Here is a 21,981-nt window from a genome sequence, read left to right on the forward strand (position 1 = left end):
CCCATACCTCTAAATTCAGTTACAGTAAATGTGCAGCGGTCTTATTTCAAATCCAGTAAACCGTTTTCTTTCAATTTAGGATTGAAGCGAATTTGTGTTTGTAAACCACGTACTTCTAAAACTGCTATGATTTCAGCCTCGACTCGCCTTGCCACATTTTTAATAATTTTGGTTTGCGCCATTTCATCATTTACAGGATTGTGATAATTTGCCTGTTCTTCAGCCGTCATGACTACTTTGACATCTATCGGCTGTGTCCATTTGTCCTTGCTATCTGCATTTCCTGGAGGCACACTGCCATTTTCAGCAATCCAAGCATGCTCGATGTTTTCTAAAACCGTACGGCTGGGACGTTCAATTGTTTGAGCTTTCACCCAATAGCAGTATTGTGGTTGACGTACTAAGTGCTGCTTGAGGCTGAGATAAACATCACGGGAATATCCTACAAATTGTAGCACTTTTTCTTGGTCAAAAATTGCATATACCCCAATTTTTCCCTGTAATTGTTCGGGTAATTGACCGTTATCGTCAATGAATGGAATGTATTCCAAACTTGCTAAAGCAGGAATATTAGTTTCTGTGGTCATAACTTAAATTCACAAGCAGGAGTCTTGATAATTTTGAGGAAAATGTTAGTTGGTAGTCGTGATGTATGCTAACGAGAATCAACTAATAACTAACAAGTTTTCGATAAATTGCACAAAGGCGACTGGGTTTGAAAATCTTCGCTTGGAACATGAAATTTTGCGGTACATTAATGATGGCGTACTCATCAGAGTCATAATATTTTTCAAATTCCGCTGGCATACCTTTAGGAGTTTGCGAACTGTAAGGAACAGGTTGAAAAAGTAATTCTGTCCATTCAAGCTTTTCACACTTCAAGTGTTGATTAAGTTGGTTTAAGAAAGAAACACCTGTCAATAGTTTGAATAATGTTTCTTTGGCTTGTGGTTCGAGAGTAAAGCTCGCATCGAAATTTTCAACAATTTTTAAAGGCATTTGACTTGCAATGATTTGTTAAGATCTGAAAGATGATAGGGCATTGGAGACATTTTAATACGTCGTTAGCCTTCAATAAAAAGCCACGAGCAGACAAACAAAGTTGCTCACACAGCCTAACACTTAGGAAATCAAGCCCCTGTCTCATATCCTAAGTCCTATTTTGAGGGTCAAAAACCATATTGATGAATACTTTTAGCCAGTTTTAACCGACTCGAACCACTATCTCTGCAACTTTTTAGAGGGCTGTTGCTTGCGCTCCGGGCACGGAGTGCCCGCGCCCGGAGCGATCGCCTTGTGAGTAGCGTAGTCTGTCCGTAGAACTTACGGCGCTGCGATCGCACTCGTAGCACACTGCCCAAAGGGCGATCGCTTGCAATTGAGAAGTCGGATCAGCCTGTCACTTTGTGTGAAGTTAGCTACCATGTGGAGTATCTAGTTTTGCGAGGATTTCTCTCGTAACTTTCTGTAATCAAAGTAATGAACTTCTGTAGCGATAACGTTGTGGGTGTATCCCCAGAAATCATGGCAGCGCTTTTGGCAACAAGTCATGGGGTTGTGATGCCCTATGGAAATGATGATTGTACCCAGCGCTTGAATTCTCTGTTCTCAGAATTATTTGAAAAAGACGTTTTAGTCTTTCCTGTAGCTACGGGTACTGCTGCCAACGCCCTTGCTCTGTCAGTGATGACGCCTCCTTTCGGAGCAATTTACTGCCATCACCAATCCCATATACATACTGATGAGTGCGGTGCCCCAGAATTTTTTACAGGGGGAGCAAAACTAGTGACGCTACCAGGAGAGCATGGAAAAACTGACGCAATAGATTTAGCCGCAGCACTCGCTCGCGCAGGTGCAGGTGTTGTACATCATGTTCAACCTGCTGCTGTCAGTTTATCTCAGGCAACTGAATCTGGAACTGTTTATAGCATTGATGAAGTTTCCCAAATCGGTGAGGTGACTCACGCTCACGGGTTGAACCTGCACATGGATGGTGCGCGGTTTGCTAATGCTGTGGTTAGCTTGGGATGTTCTCCTGCTGACATCACCTGGCGTGCTGGGGTAGATGTGCTGTCTTTTGGAGCCACTAAGAACGGTGCTATGGCTGCAGAGGCAGTCATATTTTTCAATCGAGATTTAGCTCAGACATTCCGATATCGCCTAAAACGTAGTGGGCATCTGTTCTCAAAAATGCAGTTTTTGTCTGTGCAGCTAGAAGCCTACATCAAAAACGATTTGTGGCTAAAGAATGCTACCCATGCCAATAACATGGCAAGGCAGCTAGCTCAAAAGTTGACAACGTTGCCAGGAGTGACGCTTTGCAATTCAGTAGAGGCAAACGAGATATTTATTCAAATGCCTCAACAAGTCATTGTAGGTCTTTTAAATGATGGCTTTAAATTCTACAGCTGGGATGGAGAAGATTCTACAACAGTCCGGTTAGTCACTGCCTTCAACACTCAATACGAAGATGTGACAGCGTTTTTAGAAGCTGCTCAGGCACATTGTACTCGTCATCTGTCATCAAATCTTTTGCACGAGTCAATTTTGTGATATAGCGGTTCGGGAGTTGAGTGCAATACATCAAGTTAGGAGAACCACAGATGGACACAGATGGACACAGATAAATAATTATACCAAATCCGGCTCTAATACCCCCTTGATAATTTAGTCTGCGTAGGCGGTGAGACCAGTGCTGTTGGCGGAAGCCTGCCCTACGCGCATAGGCTGCGGCGGGTCTCCCAACAAGCGGCAACTGGCGTAAGTCCAGAGGATAGGCTCCGCCAACGCGCAGCGTCTCCGTGCCTCCTGCGGAGGTTGCACGGTACAGCCCTTGGCGTGCCGCAGGCATAGGAGATACCCGAAGGGACGAGCGTTTGTGTGCCCGTAAAGTCCGCGATTACGAACACCGCCTGGGCTAAAAAAGGGTTAGAAAAGCGGATTTGGTATTACTTCATCCAAACGAGAAGCGCTATATAGCCCTTCTCACTTGGATGAAATACATATTTTGTGGGGTGGGCATCCTGCCCGCCCTCAATTTAAGACCAGCGCCAATCCCATCCCACAATCCAAGGTTGTATTGCACTCAATTCCCGAACCGCTATAGTCAACCACGGATAAACACAGATGCACACAAATAATTTATCTGTGTGCATCTGTGTGCATCTGTGGTTCCAAATATCTTCTGCAGCTTCTTACCGTTCAAACGGCACACAAATCAATTGCCTTGCGCAATCAAATGTAAATCTATTTACAAAACCTGCAAAAGCTGCTTGATTTTGGGACTTTGGCGTTGCTTGAATTGTGTTGGAAAATTCAAATCAACAACAATCTTGCCATTAGTCTCTTCTTTCGCCCCAGAAATTTCAGCAAGCAACTTACTAGGTGATGGGTTCCCCTCCTCTCGACTCAAGAGCAAACCAACGAGTGGTTTGAGACTGCACATTTTGTGCAAGTCCTCCTGTCCAAGTACTCTCTCACCTGATTTAGCTTTTTTGCGCGAGATTTCCAGCTGTAAACCTGTTACCCCTAGTTCCGTAGCAATTCCAGAGAAGAAATGACCATCCCAGTAAAGTTCACCGACGGCGTTCACCTGTTTACGTACCTGTTTACGGGTAGTGGGTTTGATATCTCGAAAAGAGCGAGTCAAACTCGTGGCAAGGAACCCAAGCGAATGGAATGGTTGATCTGAGTTTTGACGCTTTTGGGAATACCATTCTCGCACATCAGAATACGAAACCAGGATTAAGTTATCGATTTGCGAGCGGCTGGGATTGACAAAGTCAATTGCCAAAAGCGTTTGCGTATCACTTACAGGCGAGAGTCGCACAACCCGCGCTGTTAGAGAGACGCGAGCAGTGGAGTCTCCCATAATCTCAACATCGATCTCATCTGGTAAATTGGGCAAAGATTCCAAAGAAACCAACGCCCCAGTTTCTGAAATGTTGACTGTTGTCCCCTGGAATGTCTGATTGGTAGTAGAAATAACAACTCTGAGGCGTCGCTGCAAACGGTGGGCGGCACGCACCTGTGGCTGCTCAAACCCCACTAATAATGCGGCTATCAGCAGAATCAAATTAAAACCTGACCATAAAGTGTTAACCAAGACCGCTTGCCAATCTTCTGGACGAAGCAGCAACCAGTAGGGAACGGCAAATAAGGAAGTGAAAACGAGTGCCGCCACGACCATAAGACCACGCATTGACCGCCAGTCAAAAGTACGTTTAGCAATGTTTACTCCTTTATCAGTGACGTTAAACGAACCAAGTCTGGGGTTAAGCAGCGCCAACATCGTCACCCACCCGGATTGGAAAGCCATCACAAATTCAAAGATTTCGTTCCAAAAAGAAAAACGGACGTTCTTGTAAATCAGGTGGTTGGTAAATAGGGCGAGGAGAATGTGAGGTACGGCGTAAGCCAGAGTTTCCAAACCTAAGCCTCGGATGGGGTTAATACCAAACAATAAGAACAGAGTCGGAACAATTGCATAAATCAGCCGAGGATATCCATACAAGAAATGCGAAGTTGCACTGAAATAACAAATCCGTTGAGGAATCGTCAGTTTCAGCCTTGGATTAAACAAGGGGTTTTCCAGTCGCAAAATCTGCGCCATACCCCTTGCCCAACGGACTTGTTGACCCATATAGGAAGAAAACGTGTCTGGCGCTAAACCAGCCACCATGATTTTGTCGTAATAGACGGACTTGTAACCGCGAGAGTGCAACCGTAGTGCTGTGTGACAATCCTCTGTTACAGTTTCGACCGCAATTCCCCCAACTTCTAAAGCGTGGGATTTGCGAATAATAGCCGCTGAACCACAGAAAAAGGCTGCATTCCAAAAATCATTGCCTTTTTGGAGCACTTTATAAAACAGTTCATTACCCGCAGGGATTCTACCGCCTGTGAGCAAATTACGCTCGAACGGGTCGGGGTTATAGAACCAGTGCGGGGTTTGGACAAACGACACCTTTGGGTCAAAGAAAAAGCCCACTGTATCTAATAGAAATTGGCGCGATGGGATGTGGTCGCAGTCCAAAATCAAAACCAAGTCGCCGTCAGTTTTGTGAAAGGCGTTGTTGATATTACCCGCCTTGGCGTGGTTGTTGTTGTCCCGCGTCATGTGGATGCAGCCAATGTCCTCACACATTTGCCGTATCTGTTCGCGTCTTCTTCGGAAACTTTCTCGGCGCGGGTCGTTTTCTTTATACCTTTCTGGACGACCATCATCTAAAACATAAACCGTTTTTTTCCCACGAGCATAATCGCAAGCTATTGCTGCTAACGCCGTCTTACGAACAATTTCAACGTCTTCGTTAAAGGTGGGGATATAAATATCAACATTAAACCATTCTTCTTGAGGAATTGTCGCAAGATCAACTGGCTGACGCTCTTTAATTCTTAGGGTTTGAAAGTATGCCAGTGCCAAGGTGAGAACAGCGTACAGCTCGGCACCGTACAGCAGTACGCAAGCAATGCTGTTGAGCAAGCCATCAAAGTTAAGAGTGTAGCTTGTGCGGTAGTATAAATACCGCAGTGTTGTTACTAAACTTAACCACACCATAAACAAGTGATAATACTGACTTATTTCAGTAGAAGACTCTTGCTCCTCGGCTTCCATAATGAATTGACCGATTATCACTAAAAACAAGGCAATGACTGCTTGCTGCCATATTCGTAACGGGGTAATGATCAGTGGAACTGACAGCAGCAGCAGCAGCAAGACAAGCCACTTAAACTGTTTCAGACCCAGATTTTGTAAAGCACGGTCAAAAAATCGGGGCGTGGTATCAGTGAGCCATCTACTTAAGCTGAAACGCCCTCTTGGAGGAGAATTTAATGAAGAAGACATTTTTGATTTGGGATTTTAGATTTTAGAATTGGGATTTTAAGCGCAGATAAACGCAGATAATCATCTGTTAGACTGACGTGTTTTTACTTGCCTGTTTAGTAAAAATTAATTCCTATCAGTAACAGCAAGGCGCTTGAGATACAACTGGACAATACCATAAAGTAAAAGTGAGATACCTAAAATACCGATAGGTAGCAGTAGCCAGTTTTCTTGTAGGAAGCGCGTTGTCTTACTCAGTAAGTTGGTATTTTCTACACGATTCCTAGCACCACTGCGGAAAAACTCTAGTTGATAAGCGTCTGGTTCGTAGGCAACTGGATTGTTCTGATCGCTGCCAATCAGGACTGTATCCTGTTTGAGTTGGAAGAACAGTGGATCTCGATTTAGCACTTGTCGCACTCGCTCTAAGCCTGTTTGTGTCTGAGCTGTTAAAGCCAGAATGGTGCGTTCGTTGCTCCAAGGAGAGATAATTTGCTTAATCAAACCTTGTGAATCCTGTGGAGTTTGAATTCTACCTTGAGCTGATACGCGGGAGAATGTTTGACTTAAATTAAAGCCAGCGGATTTAAAGACTTCTGGGAAAGGAAACTTGTCACGCGTACCAATTCCTACAAGATGCTCATTCTTACGAACTGAATCAGGAATTGATTCTGGCGTATAAACCTGGAGTTTAACGGACTCTGCTTGACTCAACCGTCCTAAGCGTTCGCTAAACGCAAGTAAAGTCAGGATATCTGTGCTAGATGGGTTTTGTGGTAAGGCGATCGCCGTTTTAGATAAATCTTGAGGTGCACCAAACGGAAAACCAAATTGCAACAAACCCAAATCTGGCAGTTGTACGGAAGTTTCCCGTTTTAAATCGAAGCTAGTGTCAGCATGAAGTGTACCTATTAATTGTTCGTCTGCTGCGCTAATACACTTTTGCCTGTCAAATGGTTCTTTGGAATTCATTCGGAAGTATATCTGGAGTTGAGAGTTGGGGCGAATCAAGTGCGGTGGTAAATCAACTCTCAAGGTTTGGCGAGTTTCTCCAGAATCTGAAGTGAAACGTGCGCCACCGATATATCTGCCGTCGAGTAACACTTCCAGAGCAGAAGTTCTCGGGTTCATCTGCGCAGCATAGCTGTAAACTAAGTTCATGGAACTGCCACGCACAAATCTATCGTCAGGTAAGGCGTGTAAATCAATTTCAATTGGCGGTGCTGCTGAACCACGTACAGTCACATCACCAAATGCCTCACCATTGAGCGAGCTTTTCAGTTCAGTCAGTCTAAAAGTATTTTCCTCTGGAATATAACGAGGCCATTCTCGAGGTCCCGGTGGTGCCACTTCCTTAACTTGATTGACAAAAACGACTGAACCTGTACCCATTTTTCGCAAGTCTGGCTGTACCAAAAACTGTACTGCCTTAGCCACACCTTTTGGTCCATTACCAGTCGCGATTAAAACGGGAGTACCACCTTCTTTTTTAGTGGTTGTCGCAATTAATACTCCTGTCTCTTCTGGTACGAGCCTTTGATTGATATCAAAAATTTCATTACCAGCAACAGAAAGGGGCAATTTTAAGGATGATAAAATCGGCTGATCACTGGGAGTACCAATAATCACCAGCCGTTGTTCAGGCTTCACACCCTTTATATCAGACACCAAGCTCGTCTCTATTGGGCGAAAATCTGCAAGTCTGCCAAATGCCGCCTGCAAACGAGCTGCTGCTGTTAGCCAATATTGACTCGCCTGAGTTGGTTGCAAGTAAACAATCCGGTTCGTTTCTAAGCCGAGTTGATCGAAAAAGGGATAGGGATAGCGGCTAAAGTTGGGGGAGATTGGCTGACGTTGGAAACTGAAAATTAATTTAGAATCTGGCAGAATCTCCGTCCACAAACTCGGATCATGAGGGTCGGTACATTCTTGTAAGCTATGATGCTGCGCTACAAGCTTGATTTCGTTGTAGTCCTGAAGCAACTTGGGATTGATATTCAACAACACTTGACCCACTTGGGACTGTTTGCGGTTGAGTGATACGCTGCCTACAGCAGTGTCATTCACAAGTACCGTCAAGTTAGAACGTTTAGCAAAAAGAGATGGTGAGTGCTGGAACCGAATTAAAGCTTGAACTTTTGCGATTTTCCAACCACGAGGACGGTTAAAGCCAAGGCGACCTTCCGCATGAATTCCTCGTAAGCGCATACGGTTGCCCACAATCGGACTGCGATTAAATTCCAGGTCGTACGTTATCAGGTTTTTCGCATCAGCAGCCTCTTCTTTGTCTTCTTTGTCTTCTTTGTCTTCTTTGTCTTCGCTATTAGCTTTCTTGTTAGTTGCTTGAGCTAAGAACAGAGTTTGCTGTTGCCCTAGATACCTAGAATTTTGCAAATCCTGGTGTTGCAAATCTTCTTCATTTTGAGCATGAGCGCTGAGCAATGAACCAGGAAACAGTAACAAGCAAGAAGTAAGAATAATTGCTTTTGTACTGATTTGGGAAAAGAGAAACAACGGCTTCATATGACAGTGTGATTATTAGGGATAGTGCGGAATATTTCACTTTTTGGTTGTAATCTTTGTGGTTTTTGCTAGCTATATTTACCAAGATTAATTTTGTTATTTTTTATAGCTCAAAAATGAACATAATTTTTCTCATTTTACAAAATATCAATAAAAACCTTTCACGGCTTTGCTTTTAGGAGTTGCGGAGGAACCACTGAAGGAGGCAACATACCTAACCAAGCCAAATTCTGTGTATAATAAGCAGATTTGTCATCCCAAATGCCCTGTTTGTATTGAGGTAGCAATTTTTTCTCAAGCAACTCCTTCGCTAGTCGTGGTTCTACCAACTCCCAAGCGGCGTAAAGCATAGCGTATTGTGCTGTCGCCTCATAACCCACCAATTCTTTGCCTTGTAGATCGATGCGTGCTGGTAAACGCGATCGCTCGCGCCACACCTTTTGCAAATATCTACTGTATGTTTGGAGATAACGCCGCGCTTCGGGTGAATTGAACCATGCCACATCCAGTGACAAGCGCCACCAAACCCGATAAGCATCAAAGCCATACAAAGTTTGAAGTTGGCTTGTCTGCGGCAAGGGTTGGTATTTTCCTGTTTTAGTATCTTGAACTACCCAATCACTAGGTAAACCTACGGCAGAAAGTGGCGCTGATTTTTCTAGAACTTCGTAGCTGGTATTAACCAAACTCAACCAATCATGTTGTGGATCGACTTGGGCAAATAGCCGAAAAGCATAAGGAGCGAAATAAGACGGGTTGAGGTAAATGGTTGAGGCATTCCCAACAAAGGCAGCCGCCGGACCAGGCAGCAAATAAAGCTTACCTCCGTGTCCTACTATGATGGAAAGATTCCATAAATCTTGCAGTTTAGCTTTCGCCAGTTCTAGGTATTCAGGACGATTCCAACGCCTTGAGGCAAGAATCAAGGCAGTAATCGCATCAATATCACCGTCACTGGCAAAATTGCTATCGATCGCACCCCACTTTCCATCTGCATTTCGTCCCCATTGCCATGCCCACAGCTTGTCTGTACGTTTACCGTTCGCTTGTCGTTGGAGGTTATTTTCTCCCCAGTTCAAGGTTAGGGCAAAAGTTGCAGCGTCATCGATCAGGACTGCTCGCAGCATCGCATATGCTTGACCCTCACTTGTAGAGCGATCGCCCGCCTCATAATCAATGACTCTGCCATCACCCTGGATAAATCTCCGACGGTACGTTTCCCAGCTTTGCGCTAGTAACTCCCGGTTAGGAACGGATTTAGGTAAAGCAGCAACAAATACTGATGTACTTTCGCTACTATCCAATGGCATAGCTTTTGCCACTGGAGTTTTGTCATCCGATGTTTCTGTCTTTGTTACTGAGTAACTTAAATTACAGGAATTGAGAACAATCATGCTAACAATAACTGCCAACTTTGCTAGGTACTGCATTCTTACAAGAAGACAAGGGAAAGTAGGGGAAGATGAGAGAGTAGGGGAAGCACGCGAGCAGGGGAGAAGGGAGAGACTCGTTATGAGCGAATTTTGAATTGATTTATCTCTCCCTCCGCTCATAGCTTTCCCAGGGGGGCTGAAAGCCACGCCGTTGCAAAAAATCTTCTTGTATTTCCTGCCTCTGACGAGAGGCTTCTGTATCGGTTGTGCCTTGGGAAATTTGTTCTAGTTCCAGTTGCTCAAGCTGTGTAAGCGCTGTTAGCGGTTGGTCAGCAATAGCACTTAAACCAGCAAGGGCGCGCCGTGCGTCTTTATCTTGCGGTTTTTGCGCTACAACTTGCGAATAAATTTGCTGTGCTGACTCAAAGCGCCGCTGTTCAAAACGAATTCCTCCTAAAGCGGCAAGAGCATCTATATTATCTGGTTGCTGTGCCAAGATATTTTCGTAAGCCTTGCCAGCCAAATCCAAATCACCTACTGCTCGTGCCAACTCTCCTTGCAACTGATACGTGTTCGCATTGTTTGGCAGGCGAGCAATCAATTGTTTCACCCGTGCTTGCGCTTCGGTAGGATTGCGTTTTGCGATAACTTGCACCAAGCGCAGTTGCAGTGGTAGGTAACTGGGGTCAACTTGAAGTAAGTAATTGTACAGAGCCTCACGCTGTGGTTCGGCAGGCAATACTCCCACTAAACTAAAGAGTTCCGGAGGTGCATTAGTGGCAGGTTGTGTGGCTAACCAATTGTTGAGAACTGCTTGCGCCTCTTGTTCAGAAATCTTCTTTGCTTGATAGGCGATACTTGTACGCCCTAACTGAATTGTCAAATTTTGCGGTTGACGGGCTATCAATTGGTCATAAGCTGCCAAAGCTTCATCAAACCGCCTTTGTTGTATGCGCACACCTGCTAGTCCACGCAAAGCACCATCCGTAACGTCATCACTTCCTGACTTTGTTGCCAATACAGCCTGAAAGCGTTGGGCGCTGGCTTCTAAATTGCCCTCCCGTCGTTCAATTTCTGCTGCTAGCAACTGAGGTGCAAGGCTTTTGGCTCCTTCAGGTGTTGCTGTATAAGCTGCTAAAGCTTGTCTTGCGCCATTCGTATCATTTAGTTGTAGATAAATCTGAGCGATTCGGAAATTTAAAAATGGTACGTTTACCTTGGGTGAAATAGTTTGATACACAGACAGGAATTGAGGATCAGGAGCATCAATGTCTGCTAGGGCAAGAGCTATCTGTTGCAATTGCACCGAATCTGAAGGTAAAGGTTCAAGTTCCGCAACCAATCGCTTTTGTAAGTCACTTTTGGCAAGCAGCCCCAGTTTATTTTCGAGGGCTAACTGGCGTATCACCAAACTTTTATCATTCGGTAACTGTGAAGCTGCTTGACGATAAAGCTGTAGTGCTGTTTGCTCTCCTTGGGGTAAGCCAGTGAAAACATCACCTGCTTCTCGCAGAAGTGCAGGCGAGGGGTTGGGAGTGTTGGTAATTGCTCGACGGTAGAGAGTCGCGACTTGCTCTGCTACGCCGGGGTTATTAGTTGAAGTGCGAATTTCATTGAGATAACGTGCTAAAGGTAAAATCGCCTCTGGTCTGTTTTGTATTGGCTCTAAGATTGCCACAGCTTGTGCTGACTGTTGATTAGCAACATACGCCTTGGCAAGTTCCGCACGCGTCTCAATAGCTAAGCGATCAAGAGTCTTGGAACGCTGCAACTGTCCTTGTAAAACCTGTACTGCTGCTGTTGGGTTGCCCGTTTCTCGCAGGCTGCTACCGTAGGCGATCGCAGCAAATCCAGTGATCGGTTTGCCAGTTGCTCGATAGCGGTTGAACAACTCCAAGGCTTTTTGGTAATTGCGGCTATAACTATAAGCTTGAGCAGCACCAAGGATAGCTTCTGACGTGGGATTCTTTTCCAAGACTATTTCGTAGTCTGCTAGCGACTCGCTTACCTTTCCTTGATAGGTGTACAGTAATGCGCGGTAAGAACGAGCTTGTATATCGTTGGGATTTGATTTTAATAAAGTATTGAGTGCTTCAATTCCCCGTACTTGCCACTCTGGGCGGTAAGTACCCATAATCCCGACAATTTTGAGCGCACTTTGGTTGTTGGGATCTTGCGCTAGCACCTGTTGATAAGTATTCCAAGCCTCGTTAATACGTCCGGCGCGGTTATAGGAGATTGCTAACCCGATCTTGGCTTGTAAAGATTGCGGATTTTGCTTGATAGCTTGCCCAAAAGCTTTGATGGCATCATTAACCCACCCTTTTTTTAGGAGATTGTAACCGCGTTGCACCGCTGACGAAGACTTCTGCGCTTGGGCGGGAGCAATGTTATTTAACAACGGGACATTGACTAGGTGAGTCAAAAGGAAAAATGAAGCAGTTATCAGAAAAAGACTAGAAAAATTTTTCGTTTTAATATAGCGGTTCTCATTTGGAAGCAGTACATTTTGACCCCTCCCCTTGGCAAGGGGAGGGGAGGTTTTGGCGTTAGCCAAAGCCGGGGTGGGGTTCCTGGTGTATTGCAACGAAGTGAGAACCACCATATCTTTGGCACTGTTTCTCAGATTTAAGCAGGGATTAATTTTGTCTTTGTAGTTTTGACTCATTGAGATCTTCTCCCTCTTGGAGTCACATCAAACTCTGAACGCACCCGAATACCGAAAACTGTTTCCTCAAAACCATCTCGTCCTTGAACCGTAAAACCGAACCGTAGATTGGGAAGAAATTTAAAATCGTAGAAAAGTTCTAACACATCTGGCGTGTCTCCACGACGCAAGCTCTCGTTTGATAAAGCACGTCCGTAGGCTAAACCCAAGCGATCATCTGGGGTGAACAAATCCAAAAAGCTCAGTCCAAATGAGTAAGTATCTGCTCCTCTGCCCAAATCGCGGTTCTCGTAGCGCCCGTAACGTCCGAAAAGACCTAAATTCAAATTAGGAATAAAAACTTCAGCATTCACACCGTATGCTTCTTCGCGGTCATTTTTTTCAGGTCCAAAGACTGTGCGTTCTGTGTTCCTTGCAATTCCAAAGCTTTCAGGGAAAGTATCGCGAATCCCAGCATCGCGATCAGTTGCATAAGTCCCGCGAATAATCGCATTCCCGTAACGGATGGCAAGTTCTCCGGCAAATCCATCCAAGGCAAAGTCGCTGATCTTATCCGACGACGAAAAAACCGCCGCTTTCGCTTCGATGTTATCCGTAACACTCCAGTTGACAAGCAAACCGGTGCGGGAAGCAATTCCTGTTGCTGATAACGCTGGGTTTGTCTGAAAAACAGGATTAAAGAATTGACTTGCCCCGTCTTTAGCAAAGCTGTTGCGATCGAAATAAGATGTTAAATCTAATTGACCCAAGACGAAACGCAGATTGGGCAATCCTCCAACAGAAGTTGCGAGAAACAGCTCGTTGATGTTCAAACCCTCTCCACGGGAATCAACAAGGAGGTTTTCTCCAGTAACCAAATCCAAAGTTGCCCCAAACAAGAGTTGGGGAGTAAGCGGATACACTCCTGAGAGTCGCGCCCGTGCTGCAGAATCATCTCCTTGAGTTATGTAAACTCCTTGAACTTGTAAAGAGGGTTCCCGTAAAGCTGTGCTTCTGAGCGAGGAGCGATTTCTATCTAGTGGTTGTGGAGTATTGGGTGGTGTTGCTGATGGTGGCGTTGGAATCGTGGGAATTGTGGAATCTTGAGTTTGTGCCGTTGGTGACGTTTGCGCAACTGGTTGTGACGATACAACTTGACAGTTTAGGAGTTGGTTGGAGGGTGATGTGGCAGTTCCAAAAGCAGATGGCGACGGTACGGCTTGACAGTTCAGGAGTTGATTGGTAATTGATGCAGAAGTGTTGGGAACTGATGACTGTGTTGCCGCCTGGCAGTTTAAGACTTGATTGAAGGTTGGTGCAGAAGTGCCTGGAACTGGTTGCGACGATACGATTTGGCAGTTTAGCAGTTGGTTGGTGGTTGATGTAGAAGTGTTGGGAACCGATGGCTGTGTTGTCAGTTGAGAGTTGATAACTTGATTGAACGGTGGTGTGGGAGTGTTGGGAACTGATGGCTGTGTTGTTGGTTGAGAGTTGATAACTTGATTGAACGGTGGTGTGGGAGTTCCTGGAAGTGGTGGTAAAGGAGCTTGTTGTGGTTGAGAGTTGAGGAACTGATTAAAGCTAGGTGCAGATGGTGCAGTGAATTCTTGCGCGATCGCACTTAGAGGTGGTGGAAGTGGGGCTGCTTGGATGTTCGGTTGTCCCACATTCAAGCCAGAAATTTGACGAATTTGTTCTTGAGCCTGTTGTCCTATGACAGTAGGACGCGGTGAAATCGAACGCGGTGGAGCTTTCGGGGCTTTTCCAGGCATTTGCTGCTGGACGAAGCCACTCTCCAACTGCTTGATATCATCTGCTGGTGCGTTCTGCACGCTTTGGGATGAAGGTTTTGCTTTCGGTGCGACTGCTACACCAGTTGCTTGCCCTGATGTCCCAGGTGGTGGAGGCACTGTTTGGGACTCGGACTTTCGTCGCTTGCTGCGTAAGGGTGATTTGGGTACTTGTAGTAATTGCCCAAACTGCAAGTCGCTCGACTGTTGATTCTGTGGGTTTTGTTGAGCTAAACACGCATCATTCACTGCCAATATCCAAAAAATTGAGATTGAGGCAGTATGAAGCAGAAAATAAGCCCTATTCCACTGTTTTGGCAGAGTAAATTTATGACAATCCAATACTGTGGGCTTCATTAGTCTAGCTGATAAACAACTAAATTCTTCCGGCATTAGATGTCGCCACTTTATCAAAAAATGTGAGTATTTTTAATGAATATCTGCAAATTTTGTGATTGTCAATTAACTTGGTTAAAAAGTGGTTAAGCTATTTCTTTTTTGACCCCATATATTAGAAAATAGCTGCGAATAGAGGTTATGCAGTCTTTTTTGGAAATAAATCTTGTTTTATCTATGATTAATCTAAATTTCCAGCTTATTTGCCAAAATTTGACAAAAAAATCTGCACCTGTTAGCTTGGCAAGTATCTTCTTACTACTGCTAAGTGTCAGTTCTGGCTGTGGTAAAAAAGCACAAACACAAGTGCAGCTAGAAATTAAAAGCGTGCAATCAACAGGAAGTAATGGTGTATACAACGTCGTAGGTAGTACCAATCTACCTGATTCCAGCCAAATTGCAGTAGCAGCAGTTCGCTACTTGCTTCCAACAGGCGGACAACAAGCAGGAGTTTTGAATGATCAAGCCAACAATAACCGCTCAATTTTGGATCGGCAAATTGTTGAAGTTAAACAGGGACAATGGCAGGCAGACCTAAATCTTTGGCAAGTAGCACCAGATGGTCGTTTTCAAGAAGTTTGGCAAGCTTATCAAGCACAAATGAAACTCCGTCCAGATAGCAACGTCATGTTCATTGCCACTTTTGAGCCTGCTGGTCAGTTAAAGAAATCAAACTTGCAGCTTGAAGGTAAACAGCTTCGCTTTACTAACGAAGGTGAAATTTACCTACAAGCACGTCAAACCATGCCGATATCCCTACCTCTAGGGAAAACAACACCTCCTGTTCCACAACCAGAAGATTTGAATAAGAACAAGGCAAATCAATCTCAAATCCAAGCGCCAATTTTGACTTCAAACACTTCGTTCCTGCGGTCAGCTAAATTCAGACAAACTAACGCACCCTTGAAACCTTCTGAATTTTTACGCTAACCGACTACACAAAGGACAGACCAACGCACCCTTGAAACCTTCTAAACTTGCATGCTGAAAAAGAGCGCCTGATTTTTACAGTCACTTGACTTCATCAGTGTTTTGAGAGTCACAGTATATCTTAAATCTATCTGGCGCTTTTTTTTCAGCAATTATTGATTGGAACATAAGTCGCACTACAACTTGTAGTAAGTATTATATTTATCTGATTATGAGTCAGTAATTTTGTTGATTAGTTTAGAATCTAATTTATTACCTTAATCAAACATTTTCAATGTCTACGCCGGAAACGTCTAAGTAAAATCATTGAAGAAGAATACAGAATGCAGAATGCAGAACTCAGAACCAAGACAATGCACTGACGCCCCTGGATTCAGACCCGCTACTGTCTTGTTGACACCTTTTTAACAGTGAACAGCTACCTACGCAGTTATCAGTTAAATACGAGTGGTCGCGCGTCCCCACCAATTGGATCAGAGAGCGTTGGTGGCGGTGAGCGCATCCCCCAAAGCGCCCGCCTGACTGACTCAGGACTCAGGACTCATAACTGATTTAAAGATTTGGTGTGGTGTTTCCCCCACGCTCCTCGCCACCCAGTCCTACAGAACAATGGTTCTGAGTTCTTTCTTGTTAAGAAACTCCTTGTCTCCTAAAATGTTAAACTTTATACTTACTTGATAAGCATGTTTCATAAAATCTAAATAATTCTCTCAGTAGATTCACGAGTTACGTTTTCTTCTTTCAAGCTCGACAAGCTTTATGTCACAAAGACTACTTAAAGTAACTGCGACTTAAGCCACTCTGGTAATTTAAATCAAAAAAACAAATTATTTCTGAAAATAAAGTTACTATTGATATGACACTGTAGAGGAATCCCCCCTAATCGATTCGTAAGATGACAATAGAAGTTTGAAATTTTTTCCCATAATAGATATAGGAATTCTCTGGCGGGTGTAGGAGTGTAGGGAAACAAATCAATATACGCACCAATCAAAATCAAAATTAAAAATATTTCTTAGCCTGTGCCCCCCTTGCCCCTTGAAAGCTCCCTTTTCCATCCCTACAGCTGTACTTGGTGAAATTTTTCTCTGGCATTTTAAGATTTGCAAAAAAGATGCTATAGTATTAAATCTAGTAGTGTGTTTATATATTAATAGTCTTTTTGGAACTGACTGTGGCGAATACAAAGTCTGCTCTCAAGCGCGCCGAAATCGCAGAACGCAACCGACTGCGTAACAAAGCATACAAATCGGCAGTGAAAACACTGATGAAGAAATACTTCGCTGCTATAGAAACGTATGCAGCTAACCCAAGCCCAGAATCAAAACAAGAAGTTCTGGCTAGGATGTCTGAAGCGTACAGCAAAATCGATCGAGCAGTAAAAAGGGGTGTACTTCATCCTAACAATGGAGCCAGAAAAAAGTCAAAATTGGCTCAAAGGCTAAAAGCTCAAACTCAACCAGCAGCAGCAACTGCACAGTAGTCAATATTACCTTAGTCCTTAGTCCTTGTGATCACAAGAAGTGAAGACTAAGGGCAAAGGGCAAAGGACAAAGGAAAAGCGATGCAGCTGATAGATAGCCATGTTCACGTCAACTTTGACGTTTTCCAGCCAGATATAGAAGCAGTGCGATCGCGCTGGCAAGAAGCAGGTGTCGTAGGTTTAGTACACTCCTGCGTCGAGCCATCCGAGTTTAAAAGCATTCAATCTCTAGCTAATCGTTTTCCGGAAATGAGCTTTGCCGTAGGATTACATCCTCTAGATGCGGAGAAATGGAAGCAACAGACAGCAGATGAAATAGTATCTTTAGCTGGATCTGACTCTAAAGTCGTAGCGATAGGGGAAACAGGGCTGGATTTTTATAAAGCAGATAACAAAGAACAACAGCGCAAGGTATTTGAGACACAGTTGGCGATCGCCACTGAGCTCAACAAACCCGTGATCATCCACTGTCGCAATGCAGCAACAGAGGTGAGGGAAGTGCTGCAAAAATGGAAGCAACTCAAGGGAGAAAGTGTGCGGGGTGTCATGCACTGCTGGGGTGGAAGCCCAGAAGAAACCCAATGGTTTGTTGATCTGGACTTCTACATCAGCTTTAGCGGAACAGTGACATTCAAAAATGCCAAACAAATCCAAGAATCAGCTGCTTGTGTTCCGAGCAATCGCCTGTTGATTGAAACAGATTGCCCTTTTTTGGCACCCGTGCCCAAACGAGGCGAACGGCGCAATGAACCCGCGTACGTTCGCTATGTAGCCGAAGGAGTGGCGAAAGTGCGCGGTGAATCTCTAGAGGCGATCGCCGACGTGACCACCCAAAATGCCTGTGAATTGTTTGGCTTAACAGTATAATACATCCCCCGAAATGGGAAAATCAGAAAATGGAAACATCAAACTTTAGGAGGGGAAAAATATGGTATTATTATTTCCTCCAAAACAGGTTTGTATAAGCCATAATGGTTAAGGAAGCAACTATTGAATTTTATTCTTGAGTAACGTTCGTAAATTGACCATCCTCAGTATCTCTACAACCGGATGCTCTTATTCCATGATGAGTATGACTTTTTCCTAAAGGTCGTCTAGACCTATTCTCTAAAAAGCGGTTTCATATTTTACCTATAGAGAATTGTTAAACAAATTACCTTGTGACCACCACCCACCAAGACAAGCCATCCATAGACAGAGTAGGCTCAGGGGATTATTCTCCTCTGAGCATAAGGATATTATCCCTCGGTCGATAAACACAGATAGTTCGGTACGAGCCACAACAGTGTAAAGCTGCATAGGTGAAGTAATGCGCTTTTTGGAGGGGGAAGTGAGAAAAGCAAAACAGATTAACAAAAAGTTACACCATTTGATTTGGCTCATGAAGTCAAGCGAATGTGGAAATTGGCAGATTTTGGCTCCACTCGGGTTAATGACCCTCTTGCCAAAATCGGTCTGCACCGTCTTGAATTGCTTTGGCGTACCGGAAGCTGCTCAATTGTCGGCGGTGTCAAAAGAAGTTCCCACACACGATTTACAAAAAACTTAGGTTGACAAAGGTAGAGGCATGACAAACGAATCAATTATGGAACCCGCCTTTTTGTTGCCCGACTTGATAGAAATCCAGCGTTCTAGCTTCCGCTGGTTTTTGGAAGAAGGGCTGATAGAAGAGCTTAACTCGTTTAGTCCTATCACAGATTACACTGGCAAACTAGAGCTACACTTTTTGGGTCAGAATTACAAGCTCAAAGAGCCAAAATATAATGTAGACGAAGCAAAACGGCGGGACAGTACGTACGCGGTACAAATGTATGTCCCCACTCGTCTGATTAACAAAGAAACCGGAGAAATCAAAGAACAAGAAGTCTTTATTGGGGATCTGCCTCTGATGACCGACCGAGGCACGTTTATTATTAACGGTGCCGAGCGAGTGATTGTCAACCAGATAGTGCGATCGCCAGGAGTCTATTACAAATCAGAAATCGACAAAAACGGGCGGCGTACTTATTCAGCTAGCTTAATTCCAAACCGGGGAGCATGGCTGAAATTTGAAACAGACCGTAACGACTTAGTCTGGGTACGTATTGATAAAACCCGCAAACTGTCGGCGCAAGTCCTCCTCAAAGCTTTGGGCTTGTCAGACAACGAAATATTTGACGCCTTGCGCCACCCAGAATACTTCCAAAAAACCATTGAAAAAGAAGGACAGTTTTCTGAAGAAGAAGCCCTGATGGAGTTGTATCGTAAACTCCGTCCTGGTGAACCCCCGACAGTGTTGGGAGGACAACAGCTCTTAGACTCGCGCTTCTTTGATCCCAAACGCTACGACCTCGGTCGTGTTGGACGTTACAAACTCAACAAGAAACTGCGCTTGCAAGTGCCAGAAACAATGCGCGTCTTGACTCCTCAAGACATTTTGGCGGCGGTGGATTACCTGATCAACCTTGAGTTTGACATTGGTAATACCGACGACATCGACCACTTAGGCAACCGCCGCGTCAGAAGCGTCGGCGAATTGCTGCAAAACCAGGTACGAGTCGGTTTAAACCGCTTAGAGCGTATTATTCGGGAAAGGATGACCGTATCCGATGCCGAAGTGCTGACCCCTGCTTCCTTGGTGAACCCTAAGCCCTTGGTAGCAGCCATTAAAGAATTCTTTGGGTCAAGCCAATTGTCGCAGTTCATGGATCAGACCAATCCTCTGGCGGAACTGACCCACAAACGTCGTTTGTCAGCACTTGGTCCTGGAGGTCTCACCCGCGAACGCGCAGGTTTTGCGGTACGGGATATTCACCCATCCCACTACGGACGCATTTGCCCGGTAGAAACTCCAGAAGGTCCCAACGCTGGTTTGATTGGTTCCTTGGCAACTCATGCGCGTGTGAACGTGTACGGCTTCCTAGAAACCCCGTATCGACCCGTAGAAAATGGACGAGTGCGGTTTGATTTAGCACCCGTGTACATGACCGCAGATGAAGAAGATGACCTGCGGGTTGCCGCTGGCGACTTGCCGATAGATGAGAATGGTGAAATCATCGGACCGCAAGTTACAGTACGCTATCGCCAGGAATTCTCTTCAACCACGCCAGAGCAAGTGGACTATGTAGCAGTTTCTCCTGTACAAATTGTGTCTGTTGCTACTAGTATGATTCCTTTCTTGGAGCATGACGACGCTAACCGTGCACTGATGGGGTCGAACATGCAACGGCAAGCAGTCCCCCTGCTGAAACCAGAGCGTCCTTTGGTGGGAACAGGCTTGGAAGCTCAGGCGGCAAGAGACTCCGGGATGGTGATCGTATCCCGCACCGACGGGGAAGTCACTTATCTAGACGCAACAGAAATTCGCGTGCGTCCCAAACCCAACGCTCCAGAAATTAGGTACAGCATTTCCAAGTACCATCGCTCGAACCAAGACACCTGTCTCAACCAAAAACCTTTGGTCTATATGGGTGAACGTGTTGTAGCAGGTCAAGTGCTGGCGGATGGCTCCTCCACCGAAGGCGGTGAATTGGCACTGGGACAAAACATCGTCGTCGCTTATATGCCTTGGGAAGGCTATAACTACGAAGACGCAATTTTGATTTCCGAGCGGTTGGTACAGGATGATATTTATACCTCAATTCACATTGAGAAATATGAAATTGAGGCAAGACAAACCAAGCTGGGACCAGAAGAAATCACCAGAGAAATTCCCAACGTCGGGGAAGACGCCTTGCGCCAGTTGGATGAACAGGGGATCATTCGCATTGGGGCATGGGTAGAATCCGGGGATATCTTGGTAGGAAAAGTAACACCAAAAGGTGAATCTGACCAGCCACCAGAAGAAAAACTGTTGCGGGCAATTTTCGGTGAAAAAGCACGAGATGTGCGAGACAACTCGCTGCGAGTCCCGAACGGAGAAAAAGGACGCGTTGTCGATGTGCGGCTGTTTACCCGTGAACAAGGCGATGAACTCCCACCCGGGGCAAATATGGTCGTCCGGGTGTACGTAGCGCAAAAGCGCAAAATCCAAGTCGGCGACAAAATGGCAGGACGCCACGGAAATAAAGGAATTATTTCCAAAATCTTACCAATGGAAGATATGCCGTACTTGCCAGATGGTTCACCAGTAGACATCGTCCTCAATCCCTTGGGCGTACCTAGCCGGATGAACGTCGGACAAGTGTTTGAGTGTCTGTTGGGTTGGGCTGGTCATACCTTGGGAGTCCGGTTTAAGCTGACTCCATTTGACGAAATGTATGGCGAGGAGTCATCTCGAAGCATAGTGCATGGCAAGTTGCAAGAAGCACGGGACGAAACAGGCAAAGACTGGGTCTATAACCCGGAGGACCCTGGAAAAATCATGGTGTACGACGGTCGTACCGGCGAACCCTTTGACAGAGCAGTCACTGTAGGTGTGGCTTATATGCTGAAGCTGGTGCATTTGGTGGACGACAAGATCCACGCCCGTTCTACAGGTCCATACTCACTCGTTACCCAGCAGCCCTTGGGTGGTAAAGCACAGCAAGGTGGTCAGCGGTTCGGTGAAATGGAGGTGTGGGCATTGGAAGCCTTTGGTGCTGCTTACACCTTGCAAGAGTTGCTCACCGTGAAATCAGACGATATGCAAGGACGAAATGAAGCTCTTAATGCGATCGTCAAAGGTAAGGCAATTCCCAGACCTGGAACACCAGAATCCTTCAAAGTGTTGATGCGAGAACTGCAATCTCTAGGCTTAGATATTGCGGTACACAAGGTAGAGACACAGGCAGACGGGAGTTCTTTAGATGTGGAAGTCGATTTGATGGCAGACCAAGGAAACCGTCGCACGCCTCCACGTCCAACCTATGAATCCTTGTCCCGTGAGTCACTCGACGAAGAAGAGTAAATAATTAAAAATTAAAAATTAAAAATACCCTTTTTTAATTTTTAATTTTTAATAATTAGCTGAAAACTGAATACTCCTCACACCACCACGGTTTTTACAGCCCGTGTTGTTCAGAAGTCATAACTTAGAACACAGTATTAGGCAA

The 21,981-nt window shown here is 45.1% G+C and carries 15 protein-coding genes; 7 read left to right on the forward strand and 8 right to left on the reverse strand.

What is annotated here, in order from left to right; all coding sequences use genetic code 11:
• Positions 1-41: 41 nt before the first annotated feature.
• Positions 42-587 carry a GIY-YIG nuclease family protein gene (locus tag AACT52_RS23030; protein ID WP_073627270.1) on the reverse strand — a complete coding sequence of 182 codons (546 nt, stop codon included), beginning with the start codon at positions 585-587 and terminating at the stop codon, positions 42-44.
• 82 nt (positions 588-669) lie between these two features.
• Positions 670-999 carry a hypothetical protein gene (locus AACT52_RS23035; protein ID WP_073627272.1) on the reverse strand — a complete coding sequence of 110 codons (330 nt, stop codon included), beginning with the start codon at positions 997-999 and terminating at the stop codon, positions 670-672.
• Between the two features lie 480 nt (positions 1,000-1,479).
• Here AACT52_RS23035 and AACT52_RS23040 point away from each other — a divergent pair, with 480 nt between their 5' ends.
• Positions 1,480-2,553, forward strand: a complete 1,074-nt coding sequence (locus tag AACT52_RS23040; protein ID WP_073627274.1) for a threonine aldolase family protein — start codon at positions 1,480-1,482, stop codon at positions 2,551-2,553.
• A gap of 697 nt (positions 2,554-3,250) precedes the next feature.
• Here AACT52_RS23040 and bcsA read toward each other — a convergent pair.
• From bcsA to AACT52_RS23065, 5 genes are all read right to left on the reverse strand, one after another.
• Entirely contained in the window at positions 3,251-5,848 is a 2,598-nt protein-coding gene (gene bcsA, locus AACT52_RS23045) for a UDP-forming cellulose synthase catalytic subunit (RefSeq protein ID WP_073627276.1), read from the reverse strand.
• 105 nt (positions 5,849-5,953) lie between these two features.
• Entirely contained in the window at positions 5,954-8,350 is a 2,397-nt protein-coding gene (locus AACT52_RS23050; RefSeq protein WP_073627278.1) for a cellulose biosynthesis cyclic di-GMP-binding regulatory protein BcsB, read from the reverse strand.
• Between the two features lie 161 nt (positions 8,351-8,511).
• Positions 8,512-9,780 carry a glycosyl hydrolase family 8 gene (locus tag AACT52_RS23055; protein ID WP_073627280.1) on the reverse strand — a complete coding sequence of 423 codons (1,269 nt, stop codon included), beginning with the start codon at positions 9,778-9,780 and terminating at the stop codon, positions 8,512-8,514.
• Between the two features lie 103 nt (positions 9,781-9,883).
• Complete coding sequence (locus AACT52_RS23060) at positions 9,884-12,391, reverse strand: tetratricopeptide repeat protein (RefSeq protein WP_233153780.1); 2,508 nt, start codon at positions 12,389-12,391, stop codon at positions 9,884-9,886.
• Positions 12,388-14,517: a carbohydrate porin gene (locus tag AACT52_RS23065; protein WP_073627282.1), complete on the reverse strand. Its 2,130-nt coding sequence runs from the start codon at positions 14,515-14,517 to the stop codon at positions 12,388-12,390. Before AACT52_RS23065 ends, AACT52_RS23060 begins: the two co-directional genes overlap by 4 nt.
• A gap of 216 nt (positions 14,518-14,733) precedes the next feature.
• On the opposite strand from AACT52_RS23065, the gene AACT52_RS23070 reads away from it, so the two are divergent.
• The 4 genes from AACT52_RS23070 (at position 14,734) to AACT52_RS23085 (ending at position 17,836) form a co-directional block, all read left to right on the forward strand.
• Positions 14,734-15,486, forward strand: a complete 753-nt coding sequence (locus AACT52_RS23070; protein WP_073627284.1) for a hypothetical protein — start codon at positions 14,734-14,736, stop codon at positions 15,484-15,486.
• A 410-nt stretch (positions 15,487-15,896) separates the two neighbouring features.
• A complete protein-coding gene (locus AACT52_RS23075; protein ID WP_233153781.1) occupies positions 15,897-16,037 on the forward strand; it encodes a hypothetical protein in 141 nt (46 codons plus the stop codon).
• 623 nt (positions 16,038-16,660) lie between these two features.
• Positions 16,661-16,969, forward strand: a complete 309-nt coding sequence (rpsT, locus tag AACT52_RS23080) for a 30S ribosomal protein S20 (protein ID WP_073627286.1) — start codon at positions 16,661-16,663, stop codon at positions 16,967-16,969.
• An 81-nt stretch (positions 16,970-17,050) separates the two neighbouring features.
• The gene (locus tag AACT52_RS23085; RefSeq protein WP_073627288.1) at positions 17,051-17,836 is read left to right on the forward strand and encodes a TatD family hydrolase; all 786 of its coding nucleotides are present in this window, start codon (positions 17,051-17,053) and stop codon (positions 17,834-17,836) included.
• Between the two features lie 264 nt (positions 17,837-18,100).
• Here AACT52_RS23085 and AACT52_RS23090 read toward each other — a convergent pair whose 3' ends face one another.
• Positions 18,101-18,268 carry a hypothetical protein gene (locus AACT52_RS23090; RefSeq protein WP_158054492.1) on the reverse strand — a complete coding sequence of 56 codons (168 nt, stop codon included), beginning with the start codon at positions 18,266-18,268 and terminating at the stop codon, positions 18,101-18,103.
• An 82-nt stretch (positions 18,269-18,350) separates the two neighbouring features.
• Between AACT52_RS23090 and AACT52_RS23095 the strand changes: the two genes are divergently transcribed.
• Positions 18,351-18,518: a hypothetical protein gene (locus AACT52_RS23095; protein WP_233153782.1), complete on the forward strand. Its 168-nt coding sequence runs from the start codon at positions 18,351-18,353 to the stop codon at positions 18,516-18,518.
• Between the two features lie 18 nt (positions 18,519-18,536).
• On the forward strand, positions 18,537-21,836 hold the full coding sequence (gene rpoB, locus AACT52_RS23100) for a DNA-directed RNA polymerase subunit beta (RefSeq protein ID WP_073627292.1): 3,300 nt from the start codon (positions 18,537-18,539) through the stop codon (positions 21,834-21,836).
• Positions 21,837-21,981: the final 145 nt, after the last annotated feature.

The organism is Scytonema sp. HK-05 (assembly GCF_963872035.1).
Lineage (GTDB): Bacteria > Cyanobacteriota > Cyanobacteriia > Cyanobacteriales > Nostocaceae > Kalymmatonema.